General features: G+C 66.7%; 15 protein-coding genes and 1 pseudogene. 10 read left to right on the top strand and 6 right to left on the bottom strand.

Annotated features, from left to right (window positions below):
• Positions 1-25: 25 nt before the first annotated feature.
• Both ACNQR1_RS19960 and ACNQR1_RS19955 read left to right on the top strand, forming a co-directional pair.
• Positions 26-505 (top strand): nucleoside deaminase, encoded by a 480-nt coding sequence (locus tag ACNQR1_RS19960; RefSeq protein ID WP_418047574.1) that lies wholly within the window; start codon positions 26-28, stop codon positions 503-505.
• A complete protein-coding gene (locus tag ACNQR1_RS19955; RefSeq protein WP_418047573.1) occupies positions 498-1,778 on the top strand; it encodes an alpha-amylase family protein in 1,281 nt (426 codons plus the stop codon). Before ACNQR1_RS19960 ends, ACNQR1_RS19955 begins: the two co-directional genes overlap by 8 nt.
• Here the strand turns inward: ACNQR1_RS19955 and ACNQR1_RS19950 are convergent.
• The gene (locus ACNQR1_RS19950; RefSeq protein ID WP_418047572.1) at positions 1,762-2,202 is read right to left on the bottom strand and encodes a DUF1810 domain-containing protein; all 441 of its coding nucleotides are present in this window, start codon (positions 2,200-2,202) and stop codon (positions 1,762-1,764) included. The two genes, ACNQR1_RS19955 and ACNQR1_RS19950, sit on opposite strands and share 17 nt — an antisense overlap.
• A 61-nt stretch (positions 2,203-2,263) precedes the next feature.
• Here ACNQR1_RS19950 and ACNQR1_RS19945 point away from each other — a divergent pair, with 61 nt between their 5' ends.
• The 4 genes from ACNQR1_RS19945 to ACNQR1_RS19930 all read left to right on the top strand — a co-directional run bounded on the left by ACNQR1_RS19945 (position 2,264) and on the right by ACNQR1_RS19930 (position 8,605).
• The gene (locus ACNQR1_RS19945; protein WP_418047571.1) at positions 2,264-4,417 is read left to right on the top strand and encodes an adenylate/guanylate cyclase domain-containing protein; all 2,154 of its coding nucleotides are present in this window, start codon (positions 2,264-2,266) and stop codon (positions 4,415-4,417) included.
• Positions 4,414-5,814, top strand: coding sequence for a mechanosensitive ion channel family protein (locus ACNQR1_RS19940; protein ID WP_418047570.1), 1,401 nt, complete (start codon positions 4,414-4,416; stop codon positions 5,812-5,814). The genes ACNQR1_RS19945 and ACNQR1_RS19940 overlap by 4 nt, the downstream gene beginning before the upstream one ends.
• 162 nt (positions 5,815-5,976) lie before the next feature.
• A complete protein-coding gene (locus ACNQR1_RS19935) occupies positions 5,977-6,972 on the top strand; it encodes an esterase family protein (protein ID WP_418047569.1) in 996 nt (331 codons plus the stop codon).
• Positions 6,973-7,051: 79 nt separating this feature from the next.
• Complete coding sequence (locus ACNQR1_RS19930; RefSeq protein ID WP_418047568.1) at positions 7,052-8,605, top strand: molybdopterin-dependent oxidoreductase; 1,554 nt, start codon at positions 7,052-7,054, stop codon at positions 8,603-8,605.
• On the opposite strand, the gene ACNQR1_RS19925 is transcribed toward ACNQR1_RS19930, so the two are convergent.
• From ACNQR1_RS19925 to ACNQR1_RS19905, 5 genes and pseudogenes are all read right to left on the bottom strand, one after another.
• Positions 8,592-8,792: a hypothetical protein gene (locus ACNQR1_RS19925; protein ID WP_418047567.1), complete on the bottom strand. Its 201-nt coding sequence runs from the start codon at positions 8,790-8,792 to the stop codon at positions 8,592-8,594. The genes ACNQR1_RS19930 and ACNQR1_RS19925 overlap by 14 nt on opposite strands.
• 32 nt (positions 8,793-8,824) lie before the next feature.
• Positions 8,825-9,751, bottom strand: a complete 927-nt coding sequence (locus ACNQR1_RS19920; RefSeq protein WP_418047566.1) for an NADP-dependent oxidoreductase — start codon at positions 9,749-9,751, stop codon at positions 8,825-8,827.
• A pseudogene (locus ACNQR1_RS19915) lies at positions 9,751-10,413 on the bottom strand (DDE-type integrase/transposase/recombinase); the annotation flags it as partial. The gene ACNQR1_RS19920 and the pseudogene ACNQR1_RS19915, both read right to left, overlap by 1 nt.
• A 169-nt stretch (positions 10,414-10,582) precedes the next feature.
• Positions 10,583-11,395, bottom strand: coding sequence for a transposase (locus ACNQR1_RS19910; RefSeq protein WP_418047565.1), 813 nt, complete (start codon positions 11,393-11,395; stop codon positions 10,583-10,585).
• A 128-nt stretch (positions 11,396-11,523) separates the two neighbouring features.
• Positions 11,524-11,868, bottom strand: coding sequence for a transposase (locus tag ACNQR1_RS19905; RefSeq protein WP_418043378.1), 345 nt, complete (start codon positions 11,866-11,868; stop codon positions 11,524-11,526).
• A 91-nt stretch (positions 11,869-11,959) separates the two neighbouring features.
• Here ACNQR1_RS19905 and ACNQR1_RS19900 point away from each other — a divergent pair, with 91 nt between their 5' ends.
• The 4 genes from ACNQR1_RS19900 (at position 11,960) to cycA (ending at position 18,036) form a co-directional block, all read left to right on the top strand.
• Positions 11,960-13,228 carry an HNH endonuclease gene (locus tag ACNQR1_RS19900; RefSeq protein ID WP_418047564.1) on the top strand — a complete coding sequence of 423 codons (1,269 nt, stop codon included), beginning with the start codon at positions 11,960-11,962 and terminating at the stop codon, positions 13,226-13,228.
• 97 nt (positions 13,229-13,325) lie between these two features.
• Entirely contained in the window at positions 13,326-15,650 is a 2,325-nt protein-coding gene (gene lon, locus ACNQR1_RS19895; protein ID WP_418047563.1) for an endopeptidase La, read from the top strand.
• A gap of 102 nt (positions 15,651-15,752) precedes the next feature.
• Positions 15,753-16,544, top strand: a complete 792-nt coding sequence (locus tag ACNQR1_RS19890) for a lysophospholipid acyltransferase family protein (RefSeq protein WP_418047562.1) — start codon at positions 15,753-15,755, stop codon at positions 16,542-16,544.
• A gap of 61 nt (positions 16,545-16,605) precedes the next feature.
• Positions 16,606-18,036, top strand: a complete 1,431-nt coding sequence (gene cycA, locus ACNQR1_RS19885; RefSeq protein ID WP_418047561.1) for a D-serine/D-alanine/glycine transporter — start codon at positions 16,606-16,608, stop codon at positions 18,034-18,036.
• Positions 18,037-18,054 lie beyond the last annotated feature (18 nt).

Raw genomic sequence — 18,054 nt, 5'->3', positions numbered from 1 at the left:
TGGGCCCCGGCGTAAACTCGCCTCCGTGGCCATCAGCGAGAACGACCTCGGTCAGCTGCGCAAATGTGTCGAGTTGGCCCGTGAAGCACTCGACAACGGTGACGAACCCTTCGGATCGATACTGGTCGACCACACCGGGACGACGGTGTTCGCCGACCGCAACAGGGTCAAGGACGGGGACGCCACCCAGCATCCCGAATTCGCCATCGCCCGCTGGGCCGTCGAGCACCTCAGCCCCCAGGACCGGGCCCGCGCCACGGTGTACACCTCCGGTGAGCACTGCCCGATGTGCTCGGCCGCGCACGCCTGGGCGGGCCTCGGCAGGATCGTCTACGCCACCTCCTCGGCGCAGCTGAGCGGCTGGCTGTCGGACTGGGGCGTACCGGCCGCCCCGGTGGCCCCACTGCCGATCACCACCGTGGCCCCGGGCATCGAGGCGGACGGCCCGGCCCAGGAGCTGGCCGAGACCATGCAGGACCTGTATGCGGCGAAGTTCCGTGCCTGAGCCCGAATGGGTCGCGCACGCCATCTGGTGGCAGATCTATCCACTGGGTTTCGTCGGCGCGTTTCCCGCCGACCGGCCACCGTCGACCGACGAGCACCGATTGCGGCGCGTCGTGGACTGGCTGGATCACGCCGTACAACTCGGCGCCTCCGGCATCGCACTCGGGCCGATCTTCGCCTCACGCACCCACGGCTACGACACCACCGACCACTTCCGCATCGACCCGCGCCTCGGTGATGACGACGACTTCGACCATTTGGTGGCCGAGGCCCGGTCGCGCGGGCTCCGGATCCTGCTCGACGGTGTGTTCAACCACGTGGGCACCGACTTCGCGCGGTACCGCGACGGGGATGCGTCATGGTTTCACAAGCGCAGCAACGGTTTCGGCACTTTCGAAGGCCACGATGAGCTGATCACGCTCAACCACGCCAACCCCGAGGTGGTGTCCTACACGGCCGCGGTGATGACGCACTGGTTGGGCCGCGGCGCCGATGGTTGGCGCCTCGACGCCGCCTATGCCGTACCCGACCGGTTCTGGGCGCAGGTGCTGCCGTCGGTGCGCCGGGAGTATCCCGACGCCTGGTTCGTCGGCGAGGTGATCCACGGCGACTATTCCGCCACCGTCCGCGCCGCCACCTTCGACTCGGTGACCCAGTACGAGTTGTGGAAGGCCATCTGGAGCAGTCTGAACGACGGCAACTTCCACGAGCTGGACTGGGCGCTCAAACGGCACAACGATTTCCTCGACACCTTCGTACCGTTGACCTTCGTGGGCAACCATGACGTGACCCGGATCGCCAGCCAGTTGCAGAATGCCGCGCACCTCGAGCACGCCCTGGTATTGCTGCTGACCGCGGGTGGAACCCCCAGCATCTATGCCGGCGACGAGTCGGCCTATCGCGGCGTCAAGGAGGAGCGCCGTGGCGGCGACGATGCGGTGCGACCGGAGTTCACCACTGCACCAGAGGATTCCGATGCGCTGCGGCTGCATCAGTATCTGATCGGGTTGCGCAGGCGGCATCCGTGGCTGCACACCGCCACGACATCGCCGTTGCTGCTGACCAACACGCAGTACGTTTACCGGACCGGCGCAGGCCCCGAGTCGCTGATCGTCGCACTCAACATCGATGACGACGCCCCTCTGCCCGTGCCGCTGACCGATCTCGGGGTGGCATCAGGCCGGGTGATCGCGGGTTCGGGTGCACCACCGCAAGAAGACGTCAGCCACACCGAGGTTCCTCCGCATGGATGGCTGATCATCCAGCCGCACTGAGCATTTCGAGGGTCTTGGGATCTCCGGCGCCGTCATAGAACTTGTCCAGCACAGCCAGGAAGTCGGCTCGCCCAGCCGGATCGGCGGCGGCCTCGGCGAACAACGTCATGCTGGAGCGCACCTTCAGCCAGTCGGGCCGGCCGAAGATCTGCTCGGCTGTCCGTCCGTCGATCTGCGCAACCAGCCGGGTACATTCCCGCAGCCTCGGCCCCAGGGTCGGGTGGGCCAGGTAGGCACACGCCTCCTGGGCGGAGGTGATGCCGTAACGGTCAGCGGTCGGGCTGCGGCCCAGCCCGCGCAGCTGCGGGAAGATGAACCAGATCCAGTGACTGCGCTTGCGCCCGTCCCGCAGCTCGGCGCAAACGTCGCCGTACACGCCGGCCTGGGCGTCGACGAATCTCTGCAAGTCGAACCGGTCGGTCATGACCGAAGTTTGTCGCGCAGCCTCACGCAATACATCGTGACAAGCTAATCTTCGGGATTCAATGACTACAACAGCCGCCGCCGAGCGCGTCGCTCCCACCAGAACTGTGCGTCGACGCGTCATGTCACGGATCAGCATTCAGTCAAAGCTGCTGGTCATGCTGCTGGCGACGAGCATCCTGTCCGCTGCCGTCGTCGGCGCCATCGGCTACCAGTCCGGGAGATCGTCGCTTCGCCAGTCGGTGTTCGACCGGCTGACCGAGGTCCGGGAGTCTCAGACCCGCCAGCTGGAATCGAAGTTCGCCGACCTCGAGGACTCACTGATCGTCTATACCCGGGGCACCACGACCATCGAGGCCGTGGAGGCGTTCTCCGGCGGGTTCGGTCAACTCAACAACGCGGCGATCAATCCGCAGCAGTGGCAGTCGATCGTCGACTACTACAACACCCAGTTCAAGCCGGAGGAAGAGAAGCAGACCGGTGACACCGTGGATGTGGCCCGGTTACTGCCCACCTCCAACGCGCAGAAATACCTGCAGGCGAACTACACGGCGCCGGTCGCCGACCCGGAGAAGTCGATCAGGGTCGACGACGCCCGTGACGGCAGCGCCTGGTCGGCCGCGAATGCCCGGTTCAACGACTACTTCCGCGAGATCGTGGAACGCTTCCAGTTCGAGGACGCGCTGCTACTCGACACTGCGGGCAACGTGGTCTACACCGCCTACAAGGGCATCGACCTGGGCACCAACATCGTCACCGGGCCGTACCGGCAGAGCCTGCTGAAGGACGCCTACGAGAAGACCCTGGCGTCCAACGCCGTCGACTATGTCGGGGTCACCGATTTCGGTGATTACCAGCCGGCCGATGAGCCCACGGCCTGGATGATGGCACCGGTGGGCCCGCCCGGCCGGGTCGAGGGGGTACTCGCCCTGCAATTCCCCATCTCCAAGATCAACCGGCTCATGACGGCCGACAAACAATGGCAGACCGCCGGGATGGGCGCCACCGGCGAGACGTTCGTGGTCGGTCCCGACGGTTTGATGCGGTCGGATTCACGTCTGTTCCTGGAGGATCCGCAGAAGTTCGAGCGCGACGTGATCGACGCCGGAACGCCACCGGCGGTGGCGGAGAAATCACTCAGTCAGCACGGAACCACGCTGGTGCAGCCGGTGGAGACGGCGGCCACCCGGTTGGCCCTGCGGGGACAGAGCGGCACCGTGATCGAGGACGACTACCTGGGCAACGAGACATTGCAGGCCTACGCGCCGGTCAATCTGCACGGGCTGAACTGGTCGATCATCGCCAAGATCGACACCGCGGAGGCCTTCGCGCCGGTCGCGACGTTCACCCGCACCCTGGTGTTGTCGACCGTCGTCATCACCTTCATCGTCTGCCTGGCCGCCATGATGCTGGCGCGCTTGTTCGTCCGGCCGCTGCGCAGGCTGGAGGCCGGCGCACAGCAGATCGGGGCGGGCGACTACGACGTCTCGCTGCCCGTTCAGTCCAGGGACGAGTTCGGTGATCTGACAACAGCATTCAACGACATGAGCCGCAACCTGGCGATCAAGGAAGATCTGCTGGCCGAACAGCGCAGGGAGAACGACCGGCTGCTGCGCACTCTCATGCCCGAGTCGGTGGTGCAGCGGTACCGGGACGGCGAAGAGACGATCGCGCAGGACCACCACAACGTGACGGTCCTGTTCGCCGACACGATCGGGTTGGACGAGTTGACGTCCGAGATGCCATCGGAGGAAGCGCTGGCCATCGTCAACCGCCTGGTGCACCAATTCGATGCCGCCGCAGACGATCTCGGGGTGGAGCGGGTCCGCACCCTGCGCAACGGCTACTGGGCCAGCTCCGGCTTGAGCGTCCCGCGGCTCGACAACGTCCGGCGCACGGTCGATTTCGCGCTGGAGATGCAGCGCATCATCGAACGGTTCAACACCGAGGCCGGGACCGCCCTGGAGCTGCGTGCGGGGATCGACACCGGCGCGGTGAGCAGCGGCCTGGTCGGGCGCTCCAACCTGGCCTACGACATGTGGGGTTCGGCGGTCAACCTCGCCTATCGGGTGCAGCGGGGTTCACCGCAACCGGGCGTGTATGTCACCGAGCGGGTTTTCGAGGTGATGGGCGATACCCGCGACCTCCAGCCGGCGGGCACCGTCCAGGTCGACGGGGCCGAAGAGCCGATCTGGCAGCTTCAGGACCGGCGATGAGCGGCGTGCTGGCCGCTCCCTGGTTTTACTGGGCGGTCGGTGTCGCAATCGGATTTCCGGTGTGCCTGGTTCTGCTCACCGAACTGCACAGCGCACTGCGCCGGCGCGGCAGCTTCCTGGCCGGTCCGGTGCATCTGGTCCGCACCTACATCCTGCCGCTGGGGGCGCTGCTGATCCTGCTGATCCAGGCGATGCAGATCTCCGGGGAAACCACCCCGGTGCGGATCGTCTCGACGGTGTTCGGGTTCGTGGTGCTGGTTCTGTTGCTGTCCGGACTCAACGCCACGCTGTTCCAGGGCGCGCCGGAAGGCAGCTGGCGCAAGCGCATTCCGTCGATCTTCCTCGACGTCGCCCGGTTCGCCCTGATCGCCGTCGGCATCGGCCTGATCTTCGCCTACATCTGGGGCGCCAACATCGGTGGGCTCTTCACCGCCCTCGGTGTGTCCTCGATCGTGCTGGGCCTTGCCCTGCAGAACTCGGTCGGCCAGATCATCTCCGGGCTTCTGCTGCTCTTCGAGCAGCCCTTCCAACTCGGCGACTGGGTCGACGCACCGTCGGCGCGCGGACGCGTCGTGGAGGTGAACTGGCGTGCGACCCATATCGACACCGGCAGTGGCCTTCAGGTGATCCCGAACTCCGTGCTGGCCGGAGCGTCATTCACCAACCTGAGCCGCCCGCCGGGCGCACACACCATAACGGTGATCACGGTGTTCGCCGTCGACGATGCCCCCGACGAGGTCTGCCGCGTACTCAACGAAGTGGGCCACCGACTGCCCCAGCTACGTACCGACGGCGCGGTGTCCACCGTTCCGGCCGGCTCACTGCAGTACAAGACCCTCATCCCGCTGCATTCGCCCGCCGACGATTTCTCCGCCAGATCCACGTTCCTGCGCTGGACCTGGTACGCCTCGCGGCGCGCCGGTCTGCATCTGGACGAGGCCGAAGACGAGTTCGCGACGACCGAACGCGTCGAGCAGACGCTGCGTCTCATCGCACCGACACTCCGACTGAGCCCGGAGGACCAGGGCGAGCTGCTCCCGCACACCCGTCTCACGCGCTACGGCCGGGACGAGGTCATCCAGGTCGTCGGGCAGGTTCCCAAGCGGATGACCTTCATCGTCGCAGGCACGGTGCAATTGGCCGTCACCGGTGCCGACGACCTCTTCGTCCCCGTACTCGCCCTGGAGCAGGGTGACTTCCTGGGCCAGACCGCCCTGACCCGGGAACCGGTCACCACCACGGCATACGCGCTGACCGAGGTCACCGTCGCGCAGTTCGACCGCGACTGTGTCGAGGATCTGGTCGCGCGAAAGCCCGTGCTGCTTCAGGACATTGGCCGTGCGATCGAGGAGCGTCGGGCCAACGTCAAGCAGGCTCTCGCCGCCGCCGCGCGCTGAGTTCTGTCGCCGAGGGTCTCGGCGCCGAGTTCCAACCGTTAGTAAACCGCGATCTGCTCCTGCGGTGTTGTTACGCGTGTGACTGATGTGGCACGTGTTTCACTACCGAGGCAAGCGGCAAACTGCTTGGAACACGTGCAGAAAGGACGGTTGGTTGCCGTTATGAAGTTCCTCAACAAGATTCGCGGAGCGTGGACGCGCCGACTGGCGGCGGGGGCAATGGCAGCCGCCACCCTGCCCGCGCTGATCGGTCTCGCAGGGGGTTCGGCGACCGCTGGGGCATTCTCCCGTCCGGGTCTGCCGGTCGAATATCTCGACGTGTTCTCCCCGTCGATGAACCGCAACATCCGCGTCCAGTTCCAGGGCGGCGGACCGCACGCGGTCTACCTGCTCGACGGCCTGCGCGCCCAGGACGACTACAGCGGTTGGGACATCAACACCCCGGCATTCGAGTGGTACAACGGGTCGGGCCTGTCGGTGATCATGCCGGTCGGCGGACAGTCCAGCTTCTACACCGACTGGTACCAGCCCTCGAAGGGCAACGGTCAGGACTACACGTACAAGTGGGAGACCTTCCTGACCAGCGAGCTGCCGACCTGGCTGGCCGCCAACCGCGGCGTGTCGCAGACCGGCAACGCCGTCGTCGGCATCTCGATGGCGGGCAGCGCCGCGCTGACCTACGCGATCCACCACCCGCAGCAGTTCATCTACGCCGGAACGCTTTCGGGCTTCCTGAATCCGTCCGAGGGCTGGTGGCCGATGCTGATCGGCCTGGCGATGAACGACGCCGGCGGATACAACGCCGAGAGCATGTGGGGCCCGTCGACCGATCCCGCGTGGAAGCGTAACGACCCGATGGTCAACATCAACCAGCTGGTCGCCAACAACACCCGCATCTGGATCTACTGCGGCACCGGAACCCCGTCGGATCTCGACACCGGCACCAACGGCGGCAACCTGATGGCCGCCCAGTTCCTCGAAGGACTGACGCTGCGCACCAACGTCACCTTCCGGGACAACTACATCGCCGCCGGTGGCACCAACGGGGTGTTCAACTTCCCCGCCAACGGAACCCACGCCTGGGGCTACTGGGGACAGCAACTGCAGCAGATGAAGCCCGACATCCAGCGGGTGCTCGGCGCACAGTCGGCCACCTAGAGATCCACCCACCCAGGGAGCCTGTCGTCACCCCTAACGGCAGGCTCCCTTCCTGGTGTCCGGAGTAGGTTGGGTGACGATGACTGAGTCCTCGTCGGGGCCCTCGTTCGAGCCCTCGCCGAACGCGCGGATGCTCGGCGGAATTGCGGCCGCCGCGGTCGCGCTCGGCATCGCCGCGCTGGCAGGCATTCCGTTTGGGGCACCGGCCGATCCACGCAACGCGGTCGGCTCGGCGGTCGTGGACCTGACGCCGGGTCCGGTCAAGGAATGGGTGATCCAAACCCTGGGCAGCCTGGACAAGCTGTTCCTCGCCGTCGTCGTGCTGGCGGTCATCGCCACCATCGCGGCCCTCGCCGCGACGTACGAAACCCGGCACCGTCCGATCGGCAGCGCGATCTTCGTCGTCGCCGGGTTGATCGCATGCGCGGCCGTCCTCTCCCGGCCCGGCGCACGGCTGCTCGACATCGTGCCCACGGTGGTGGGCACCGCATGTGGGGTGGCGGCACTGCAACTGCTCGTGCGGCGGGTCTGGACGGCAAACGACGACGATGCAGAGCACGTCGACACCTCCAGAAGGACCTGGTTGGCCACTGCCGGTGTCCTCGGATTCGGTGCGGCGACCGGACTTCTCGGTTTCGTCGTCACCCGGGTGACGAGTTCGGTCGCGGCCGAACGCGAGACCTCCGTATTACCCCGACCCCGCGTACCGGCAACCCCGGTTCCGCCTGACGTCCAACCGAAAAACGTTGCCCTGCCGAGTTTCATCACCGACAGCGCCGACTTCTACCGGATCGACACCGCACTCAGCGTTCCGCAGCTGAGCCGGGATGAATGGCGGCTACGCATTCACGGCATGGTCGCCCGCGAGATCACCTATGGTTTCGACGACCTTGCCCGGTTCGAGGCTGTCGAGAAGGCCGTCACGCTCACGTGCGTGTCCAATCCGGTTGGTGGCGAACTGATCTCGAACGGGATGTGGACCGGCTACCGACTCGCCGACCTGCTGCGGGCGGCTGGGGTCTCACCCGATGCGGACATGTTGCTGTCGACCTCGGTGGACGGGTTCACGGTGGGCACCCCGGTCGAAGCCCTGAATGACGGCCGGGACGCGTTGTTGGCCATCGGCCTCAACGGGCAGCCGCTGCCGGTCGTACACGGCTACCCGGCCCGGCTGGTGGTCGCCGGACTATACGGCTACGTGTCGGCCACCAAATGGGTCACCGATCTGGAATTGACCCGATTCGATCGGGCCGAGGCCTATTGGACCAGGCAGGGCTGGGCGCCGCGCGGCCCGATCAAGACCGAGTCGCGCATCGACGTACCGAAGCGGGGGCAACAGCTGCCGACGGGGCCGACGACATTCGGTGGTGTGGCCTGGGCGCAGAACCGCGGCATACGTGCCGTCGAGGTCCGAATCGACGACGGCCCATGGCAACGCGCTCAGCTGGGTGCCGCCTACTCCAACCAGACATGGCGGCTGTGGAGCTTGCCCTGGCAAGCCGACGCCCCAGGCCGCCACACCGTCACGGTGCGGGCCACCGACAACACCGGAGCCGTCCAGACGTCAGACGAAGCCCCAACCGTGCCCGACGGTGCCACCGGTTGGCATTCGGTGGATTTCACCGTGACTTGAATCTGCGCCAGCTGAACGCTGCGATCACGACGCCGATCACGGCGGTGATCGGTCCGATGACCGACCAGGTGGTGGTGTTGCTCATCGGGCTGCCCTGCAACACACCGAATCCCTGCAGCGCCCAGATGAGGCCGAACAGCGCCACAAGCACACCGACCGCGAACGCCACGACGTATCCCCTGTTCATGATTGGATGCTACGTCGAGCAGGCGCCGTCGGTCACGGTCGCAGCACCAATTTCCCTCTGGTGTGGCGCTTTTCCAGCTCGGTATACGCGGCCCGGACATCGTCGAGGGCGAACACTCCGGCAATCGGCACGTCGAGCTCCCCGCCGGCCGCGAGATCCGCCAACTCCGCGATGATCGCGATGTCAGCGCCCTCGGCATTTCCGGCACTCTGGACACCGAACTCGTCGATGGCCGGGAAATCGATGATGGTGTCGACGCGTTCGGGAGCGACACCCAACTCGTCGACGGCCAGCTTCACGTATCCGCCGCCGAAGAAATCGAGGAAGGCGTCGACGCGACCCGACGGGGACGCGGCGCGAAGCCGGGCGGCCAGGTCGTCGCCATAGTTGACGGGGACGACGCCGTGCGCTGTCAGCCAGTCGTCGTTGGCCGGGCCGGCGATGCCGAGGACGGTGGCGCCGGCCCGCTTGGCGAGCTGCACGGCGATGGTGCCGACGCCACCCGCGGCACCCGCGACCGCCACGGTGTCCCCGGGTTGCAGCCGAACGGCGCGCACCGCGGCGTAGGCCGTGGCCCCCACGACATACAGCGATCCGGCCACTTCCCACGGCAGTCCGGACGGTTTGGGGGCCAACTGGGCGGCGGGCACGGCCACAAACTCCGCGTGGCTGGCGCGGTCGTCGGTGAATCCGAGCACCTCGTCGCCGACGGCGAACCCGCTCACACCGGGCCCGAGCTCGGCCACCACACCCGCGAGGTCGCTGCCTTGTCCTGACGGAAAGGCGGCCGGGAACCGGTCGTGCAGCGCGCCACGGCGAATCATCGCCTCGCCCGGGTTGATCCCCGCGGCACGGACCTGCACCACCACCTCGCCTGCCGCCGGAACCGGCCTCGGCACGTCACGCACCTGCAGGACGTCGATCCCGCCGTATTCGTCGAATTGGACTGCTTTGGTCATAAGGCGTACGACGAGCCTGCTGCCTGAAACATTCCGGAGTGGCCCGAGGGATTGAGCGCGACCCCGTTGTCTGACAGCAGCCGTTGGGGCACCCCGTGGACGGCGACTGCCTTGTCGAACACGGTGATCGCCGCCTCGGCGGTCTCGCCCCAGGCCACGTGGGAAGCGACCGCGTAACGGGAGTGATCATCGATGAGTTGGAAGATCACACACTTGCGTCCACGAGTCAGCACGTACTCGGTGGCGTCCAGTTGCCAGCACGCATTCGGGGCTGGATATACGAACCGCCGCCACGCCGAGCGGGGCTTTTTCTTCGGCTCGGCCCTGGCAACATCTTCCTGGCGGAAGATCCTGGCCAGCGACGCCACCGAGGGCACGCGGTCCAGCCCCATCGCGCGCATCTTCTCGTGCACGCTGATCGGCCCGTGGTCCAAGCCGGAGGCCTCCAGAGCAACGCGTACCGCCACGGCCTGTTCCTTGACCGCGTCGGTCAGCTTCGACGGACTCGACTTCGGCCGCCGGGTCCGGGGTTCGAGCACTGCGGCCGGCCCGTCGACCTTCGCGCGTTTGCGCAACTCGTAGAACGACTTTCGAGAGATGTCGTGCTCGGCGCAGAACGTCGAGACCGCCCCGCGGGGCGCATCGTCAGGCCACTGCGAGATCGCAAGGCGGACGAGAGGATCGATGGGTTCATGAGCAGCCACCACCCGAACTTTGGGGCAGAAGTGTCACCACCAAAACCACCTGAACCGTCACCGATGTCCTGATGCAGAACTGTCACCGATGTCTTGAGACATAACACCACATTTGTCGTACCCGAGGTGTCTTGAGTCAAGTTTTTGGCAGGTTTTGGCCGTCGAGGTAGGCCTGTTTGGGGGTGCGGTCGCCGAGGGCTTGGTGGGGTCGGATGGTGTTGTAGATGATGCGGAATCGGTGGACTTCCATGTCGAGGGCGTCGCCGTCGCCGATGTAGCCGCGGAACAGATGCTCGTATTTGAGGGTGCCGAAATAGCGCTCGACGACGCCGTTGGTCTGAGGAGATTTCACTCGGGTCCGAACGTGGCGCAGCAGTGGATCGTTGTGGTCGGCGAACAGGGCCTGGAAGTCCTTGCCGCGGTAGCAGGGCCCGTTGTCGGAGACGATCGCGATTGGAGCGGGAATCTGGCCGATGGTGTTTTCGTCGGCGTCCAGCACGTCCATCAGGCCGCGATCTGTGCGTAGATCGGCTAGGTTCAGGATGCGCTGTGCTTCGTCGATGGCCAACTGCACGCAGTGCACTGCGTCGATGCCGCGGCTGGTCGGGGTGACGGTGATGGCCAGGCAGTATTTGGTGGCGTAGTCGATGACCGCGCTGATCCGCCAGATACCACCGTTGGTGGTTTCGAACTCGGAGAAGTCGGTCTGCCAGACCCGGTTGCGTTCGGTGGGCGGGTCACGAAACACTCGGCGGCGTAGCGCCGCCCAGGATTTACGGTCAGCGCGAAATCCCTGGGGCAACAACAACCCTCGCCGCTTCAGTGCGCGTTGCACCGAGGAATTGGTCACGTCGTGGCCGTCGGCGCGCATCAACGCCGCAATTTTGCGATAGCCCCACGCCGGCCACGCTTCGGCGTATTTGGCGGCCAGGGCCTCGATGCGGTCCACGACCGGCGCCGGCCACGGGCCTTTTGTGGACCCACCGCCGCGGAGGCGGGCCAGCCGTCGCCGGTAGGTGCGTTCGGGAATCGCTGCCAGGATGGCGAACCTCGAAACCGGCAGTCCCGCCGCCGCTCTTAGGGCTTCGAGGTCGGCGAAGGGACTTGATCGGCCAACGCGGCACCGCGCTGCCAGATCCGCAACTGCACCGTGGCTTCGGCCAGCGCAAGTTTGAGTTCCTGGTTTTCCTGTCGCAGCCGGCGCTGTTCGGGGGCACCCGCCCGGCCCGCGGGCCCGCTGGGCACTTCTTCGAGCCGCTCAGACCCTGCCTCCAGGAACTGATGCTTCCACCTGGTCATCGTCACCGTGGTGACCCCGCAGCGCCGGGCGGCTTCAGCGCAGGTCATTTCCCCAGCCAACACCGCCAGCACCAACCGGGTCTTGTCCGCGGCGGGGACCTTCGTGCGTCGCGATCGAGCCATCTCCACAACCTTCCAGCCATGGCCGCAGTTATCCACAACCTGCAACCCTGCCAAAAAGAATGAGTCAGTGGAGAGGCGTAGTGTCGAACACATGTTCGAAGCATTCTCGCGTGTTGATCCCGATGCCGGTGAGGCGGCACTGCGGGATCGCATCGCCGAACTCGAACGGCTCAAGTCGGCTGCCGCTGCCGGGCAGGCCCGGGCCACCGCCGCCCTCGACCGCACCCGCCGCGCCACAGAAGCCGCAGCGAGGGTCAGTCCCTCACGCCGTGGCCGCGGACTCGGTTCGGAGATCGGTCTGGCCCGCATGGAGTCACCTGCCCAGGGCAACCGCTACCTGGCCCAGGCCCGCATCCTGGTGCGCGACATGCCGTACACGCTCGCCGCGCTGGAAGCCGGGGTGCTCACCGAATCCCGGGCCCGACTGATCGTGCGTGAAGCCGCCTACCTGTCCCCCGCCGACCGGCGCCGCCTCGACGAACAACTCTGTGCCGACCACACCACGCTGATCGGCCTCGGCGACGCCCGTCTGACCGGAGACGCCAAAACCATTGCCTACCAACTCAATCCGATAGCCGTCATCGAGCGGGCCACCAGGGCACCCGAGGATCGCAACGTCACCTTCCGGCCGGCGCCGGACGCCATGGCCATCGTCACCGCCCTGCTACCCGCGACCGACGCGGCATCCGTACGCTACGCACTCACCGACGCCGCCGACCGCTGCACCGACGGCCGCAACCGCGGTCAGGTCATGGCCGACACCCTGACCGCCCGCATCACCGGCCGCGACACCACCACACCGGTGCCCGTCGCGGTCAACCTCGTGCTCTCCGACGACACCCTGCTCGCCGGCAGCACCCAACCCGCCCACCTCCAAGGCCACGGCCCCATCCCCGCAGCCGCCGCCCGACGCATCATCCGCGACGCCCTCGCCGACGACAACTCCCGGGCCACCCTGCGACGCCTCTACGCCACCCCCGACACCGGAACACTGGTCGCGATGGAATCCCGGTCCCGTCGGTTCCCGAAAGGCCTCGCCCGGTTCATCGCCACCCGAGATCAAACCTGCCGCACCCCCTATTGCGATGCCCCGATCCGACACATCGACCACATACATCCCCACCACCGCAACGGACCGACCACCGCAGACAACGGCCAGGGGTTGTGCGAGCACTGCAACTACGTCAAAGAACACCCCGGCTGGACAGTCCGCACCCGCACCGACAGATCGGGCCGCCACACCACCGAACACATCACACCGACCGGTGCGGTGTACCGCTCCACCGCACCGCCCCTACCCGGAGGTCTGCGGGTACTGACCCGAGAAGTTCACATCGTGACCAACAACGCCGCCGCCTAGGCTCCGTTCACTCACGGCGAACCCGAACGCCGCAATGCCGGGGAACAAACCCGGCGCCACCAAGGTTGAGCGCATCAGACTGAACTTTGGAGGTTTGATGTCCGAATCAAACGCAGTGCCCGTCCTGTTCTTGAGCGAACCGATCGTCCTGCCCGGAATGGTGGTGCCAGTCGAACTCGACGACGCCGCCCGCGCAGCCATCGACGCCGCCCAGGCCAGCGAATCCGGCAAGCTGCTGATCGCCCCACGCCTGGACGACCGCTACCCCACCCACGGTGTGATCGCGTCGATCGTTCAGGTCGGGCGCATGCCCGGGGGTGCGGAAGCCGCCGTCGTCCGTGGTGAGCGCCGCGCCCACATCGGTTCGGGAACCACCGGACCGGGTGCGGCCCTGTGGGTCGAGGTGGAGGAAACCGCCGAGCCCGACTCGGCGACCGACGAGACCAAGGCCCTGGCCGCCGAATACAAGAAGCTGCTGCTGGCGATGCTGCAGCGGCGTGAGGCGTGGCAGATCGTCGACGTGGTCAACAAGATCACCGATCCGTCCGCGCTGGCCGACACAGCCGGTTACGCCTCATACCTGACCGACGTGCAGAAGCGTCAGCTCCTGGAGACCGAGGACGTCAGTCGTCGCCTCAGCCTGCTCGTGGAATGGACCGGTGAGCACCTGGCCGAGGTCGAGGTCAACGACAAGATCGCCGAAGACGTGCGGGCCGGGATGGACAAGCAGCAGAAGGAATTCCTGCTGCGCCAGCAGCTCAACGCGATCCGTAAGGAACTCGGTGAAGGTGAGCCCGAAGGGTCCGACGACTACCGGGCCCGGGTCGAGGCCGCCGATCTGCCCGAGAAGGTCCGTGAGGCCGCACTGCGCGAAGTCGGCAAGCTGGAACGCTCCAGCGAGCAGAGCCCCGAGGGCGGCTGGATCCGCACCTGGCTCGACACCGTGTTGGACCTGCCGTGGAACGTGCGCACCGAGGACTCGACCGACCTCAAGGGCGCCCGGGAGATCCTGGACGCCGACCACCACGGTCTGGACGACGTCAAGGACCGCATCGTCGAGTACCTGGCGGTCCGGGCCCGTCGCGCCCAGCGCGGTATGGCCGTCGTCGGCGGGCGTGGTTCGGGCGCCGTGATGGTGCTGGCCGGTCCGCCCGGCGTCGGCAAGACCTCGCTGGGTGAGTCCGTCGCCCGTGCGCTGGGCCGCAAGTTCGTGCGGGTCGCCCTGGGCGGCGTGCGCGACGAGGCCGAGATCCGTGGCCACCGGCGGACCTACGTCGGAGCGCTGCCAGGCCGCGTCGTGCGGGCCATCGGCGAGGCGGGGTCGATGAATCCCGTTGTGCTGCTGGACGAGATCGACAAGGTGGGCTCCGACTACCGGGGCGACCCGTCGGCCGCACTGCTGGAGGTGCTGGACCCCGCGCAGAACCACACGTTCCGCGACCACTACCTGGAGCTGGACCTGGACCTGTCCGACGTGGTGTTCCTGGCGACGGCCAACGTCATCGAGAACATCCCGTCGGCGCTGCTGGACCGGATGGAGCTGATCCAGCTCGACGGTTACACCGAGGACGACAAGGTCGCCATCGCTCGGGACTACCTGCTCCCCCGGCAGGCCGAGCGTGCGGCGCTGACCGACGCCGAAGTGACGGTGACGGACGCGGCACTGCGCAAGATCGCCGCGGACTACACCCGTGAGCCAGGTGTGCGGCAGTTCGAGCGGTTGCTGGCCAAGGCGCTGCGGAAGGTGACGACCAAGCTGGACTCGACAGAGTCGCCCATCACGATCGACGAGCCGGATCTCGTCGAGTACCTGGGCCGTCCACGGTTCACCCCGGAGTCGAACGAGCGCACCGCGGTGCCGGGTGTGGCCACCGGCCTGGCCGTCACAGGCCTGGGCGGTGACGTCCTCTACATCGAGGCCAACGGGAACGAGGGCGACCCGGGTCTCAAGCTGACCGGTCAGCTGGGCGACGTCATGAAGGAGTCGGCGCAGATCGCGCGGTCCTACGTGCGGGCCCACGCCGAGCAGTTGGGGGTCGACCCGAAGGCGCTGGACCGCCAGATCCACGTGCACGTCCCCGCGGGCGCGGTGCCCAAGGACGGTCCGTCGGCCGGCGTCACGATGGTGACGGCGCTGGTGTCGATGGCCACCGGGCGCCAGGTGCGCGGCGATGTCGGCATGACCGGTGAGGTCACGCTGAACGGCCGGGTGCTGCCGATCGGCGGCGTCAAGCAGAAGCTGCTCGCCGCGCAGCGGGCCGGGCTGAAGACCGTGTTCATCCCGGCGCGCAACGAGCCGGATCTGGACGACGTGCCTGCCGAGGTGCTGGAGGCTTTGGAGGTCAAACCGATGACCGATGTCGCCGACATCATCGCCGAGGCGCTGGAACCGGTCCGCGAGGGCGCGTCGATCGCCGCATAGGAAGCCGGCGGCTCGCCGCCGAGACACCGTCCGCCGTTGTGACACCCCGGGTCGCAACGGCGGACGGTTTATTTGTTCGGAATTCGGGTCAATCTTGCGGCGATGGACGAAAGCGAGCTCGACCAGTGGGATCCCACGGTGACCCGACAGATGAAGACCCTGGCGGGCCCGGTCGCGAAGTGGTGGTTCCGCTCCGAGGTCCACGGTCTGGAGAACATTCCGGGCCACGGCGGTGCACTGGTGGTCGCCAATCACTCCGGCGGCATGCTGACACCCGACGTGCTGGTCTTCGCCCCGGAGTTCTACCGCCACTTCGGATACGACCGTCCGCTGTACACCCTGGCCCATTACGGTGTGCTGCTCGGGCCGACAGGCGATCTGTTCCGGCGACTCGGGGTGGTCCACGCCAGCCGGGAGAACGCCGCGGCCGCCTTGCGGTCCGGTGCAGTCGTGCTGGTGTTTCCCGGCGGAGATTACGACGCCTACCGCCCCACCGCCGAGGCGAACACCATCGACTTCAACGGGCGAACCGGATACGTGCGGACCGCGCTGGCCGCCGGGGTCCAGATCGTGCCGACCGTCTCGATCGGTGCCCAGGAAAGCCAGCTGTTCCTGACGCGGGGCAACTGGCTGGCCAAGCGGCTGGGCTTCCCTCGCTTCCGCCTGGACATCTTGCCGGTGAGCATCGGGTTCCCGTTCGGCCTCAGCGTCATAGTGCCGCCAAACCTGCCCCTGCCGACCAAGATCGTCACCGAAGTCCTGCCTCCGATCGACATCACGGCACGCTTCGGCGCCGACCCTGATGTCGGGGCCGTCGACTCGCACATCCGAGAAGTCATGCAGACGGCCATGAACCGGCTCGCCTCGCAGCGCCGGTTCCCGATCCTGGGCTAGCAGCCTGGGAAATGCCGGGCTGGCTGCAGCCGCCGTCTCCGCGCCTGCAATCCTTCACCGTGTGACGTCAGATACATCCACGGATGAACGGCACCTTTCCCGTCAGCTGTCGAACCGGCACATCCAGCTGATCGCGATCGGCGGTGCGATCGGAACGGGCCTGTTCATGGGCTCCGGCAAAACCATCTCGCTCGCCGGCCCCTCGGTGCTGTTCGTCTACATGATCATCGGCTTCATGCTGTTCTTCGTGATGCGGGCGATGGGCGAGCTGCTGCTGTCCAACCTGCATTACAAGTCCTTCGCCGATTTCGCCGCCGACCTTCTCGGCCCGTGGGCGGGGTTCTTCACCGGGTGGACGTACTGGTTCTGCTGGATCGTCACGGGCGTCGCCGACGTGGTGGTGATCGCCGGGTATGTGGCCTTCTGGTGGCCGGACCTTCCGCTGTGGATACCGGCACTCGCGACGGTCGTGGTGCTGATCGGACTGAACCTGCCGACCGTGCGGGCCTTCGGTGAGACCGAGTTCTGGTTCGCCCTGATCAAGATCATCGCGATCGTGACGTTGATCGTCATCGGCCTGGTCATGATCTTCACCAGCTTCACCGCACCCACCGGCGCCCAGGCCTCGTTCGCCAACCTGTGGAATGACGGCGGCTTCTTCCCCACCGGCCCAATGGGTTTCGTGGCCGGGTTCCAGATCGCGACCTTCGCATTCGTCGGCATCGAGCTGGTGGGTACCACTGCCGCCGAGGCAAAGGACCCCGAACGCAACCTGCCCAAGGCGATCAACTCGATCCCGGTGCGCGTCATGCTCTTCTACGTCGCGGCCCTGACCATCATCATCGCGGTCACACCGTGGCGCGAGATCGATCCGAAACTCAGCCCGTTCGTGGCCATGTTCAGCCTCGCGGGCCTGGGAATCGCCGCATCGGTGGTCAACTTCGTTGTGCTGACCTCGGCGACGTCGTCAGCCAACTCCGGCATCTATTCGACCTCCCGGATGGTCTACGGTCTGGCCGCCGAAGGCGACGCGCCGAGCCTGTTCGGCCGGCTCACCTCGCGGCGGGTGCCCGCCAACGCGTTGTTCCTGTCCGGCGTGTTCCTGCTGTCGGGCGTGGTCATGGTCGCTGCGGGCGACTCCATCGTCGCGGCCTTCACCCTGGTCACGACGATCTCGTCGCTGTGCTTCATCTTCGTCTGGACGATCATCCTGGTCAGCTATCTCGTGTACCGGAAACGCCGGCCCGAACTGCACGAGGCGTCGAAGTTCAAGATGCCCGGCGGCGTCGTGATGTGTTACGTCGTACTCGCCTTCTTCGCCTTCCTGATCGTGGCCTTCGCGTTGAAGGAGGACACCCTGCAGGCCGAGCTGGTGACGCCGGTGTGGTTCCTGGTACTCGGGATCGCCTGGCTGGTACTGCGGCGTCGCCCGCAGCACCTGGAGCGCGAAGCCAACTTCCGCGCCGAACTTGAGTCCACGGATTCCGACTGACGCTCGGTAGGGTGGCGC

Origin of the sequence: Mycobacterium sp. 48b (assembly GCF_048282725.1) — a bacterium.
In the GTDB taxonomy this organism is placed as follows: Bacteria; Actinomycetota; Actinomycetes; order Mycobacteriales; family Mycobacteriaceae; genus Mycobacterium.
This window is presented reverse-complemented; position numbering and strand designations above follow the sequence as displayed.

Coding starts and splice junctions, on each gene's coding strand:
- ACNQR1_RS19905 (WP_418043378.1), bottom strand. CDS start 11,868: ATGGCTCGATCGCGACGCACGAAGGTCCCCGCCGCGGACAAGACCCGG.
- ACNQR1_RS19900 (WP_418047564.1), top strand. CDS start 11,960: ATGTTCGAAGCATTCTCGCGTGTTGATCCCGATGCCGGTGAGGCGGCA.
- lon (WP_418047563.1), top strand. CDS start 13,326: ATGTCCGAATCAAACGCAGTGCCCGTCCTGTTCTTGAGCGAACCGATC.
- ACNQR1_RS19940 (WP_418047570.1), top strand. CDS start 4,414: ATGAGCGGCGTGCTGGCCGCTCCCTGGTTTTACTGGGCGGTCGGTGTC.
- ACNQR1_RS19950 (WP_418047572.1), bottom strand. CDS start 2,202: ATGACCGACCGGTTCGACTTGCAGAGATTCGTCGACGCCCAGGCCGGC.
- ACNQR1_RS19890 (WP_418047562.1), top strand. CDS start 15,753: ATGGACGAAAGCGAGCTCGACCAGTGGGATCCCACGGTGACCCGACAG.
- ACNQR1_RS19925 (WP_418047567.1), bottom strand. CDS start 8,792: ATGAACAGGGGATACGTCGTGGCGTTCGCGGTCGGTGTGCTTGTGGCG.
- ACNQR1_RS19935 (WP_418047569.1), top strand. CDS start 5,977: ATGAAGTTCCTCAACAAGATTCGCGGAGCGTGGACGCGCCGACTGGCG.
- ACNQR1_RS19930 (WP_418047568.1), top strand. CDS start 7,052: ATGACTGAGTCCTCGTCGGGGCCCTCGTTCGAGCCCTCGCCGAACGCG.
- ACNQR1_RS19920 (WP_418047566.1), bottom strand. CDS start 9,751: ATGACCAAAGCAGTCCAATTCGACGAATACGGCGGGATCGACGTCCTG.
- ACNQR1_RS19945 (WP_418047571.1), top strand. CDS start 2,264: ATGACTACAACAGCCGCCGCCGAGCGCGTCGCTCCCACCAGAACTGTG.